The organism is Saccharomonospora iraqiensis subsp. paurometabolica YIM 90007 (assembly GCF_000231035.2).
GTDB lineage: Bacteria > Actinomycetota > Actinomycetes > Mycobacteriales > Pseudonocardiaceae > Saccharomonospora > Saccharomonospora paurometabolica.
The window spans coordinates 140561-141001 of the sequence record NZ_KI912218.1; the positions used below are offsets into that span (position 1 = coordinate 140561).

A 441-nucleotide genomic window follows, 5' to 3' on the forward strand; every position below is an offset into this window, starting at 1 on the left:
ACCCCCTCGGGCGACACCCGGTAGTGGCCCGTGTTGTCCGGCAGCAGCGGGTCGTGCACCCCCAGCACCAGGTCACCGTCGGGTGCGGGCAGGGAGCGCAGCACGGCGGGCACGTCCACCGGCCGCGCCCACAGTTCGTCGGTCACCTCGGTCACCCGGCACGCGCGGGGATCGGTCAGCAGCAGCTCCACCGGCTCGTCCCGCGGCCGCTGCGGCGCGCGGATCTCGGCCACCAGGTCGACGCCGAGCAGGTACCGCCACAGCCCGGCGAACGCGTCCGCGCCGGCGGTGTGCAGATCCAGCACCCGCAGCACCCCCTGCTCGCCGCCGTCACGGCCCACCCGGTAGGTGACGAACCCGTCCGGCCCGTGCGGGCCGTGGTGCACGGCCGTGACCACGGGATCGGTCCCGCGCCGCAGCCCCGCCCCGTGCGCGGCCCAC

1 pseudogene is annotated in these 441 nt (G+C 76.9%); it reads right to left on the bottom strand.

From position 1 onward, the window contains the following. Positions 1-441, bottom strand: a pseudogene (locus tag SACPADRAFT_RS26245) (GNAT family N-acetyltransferase); the annotation flags it as partial.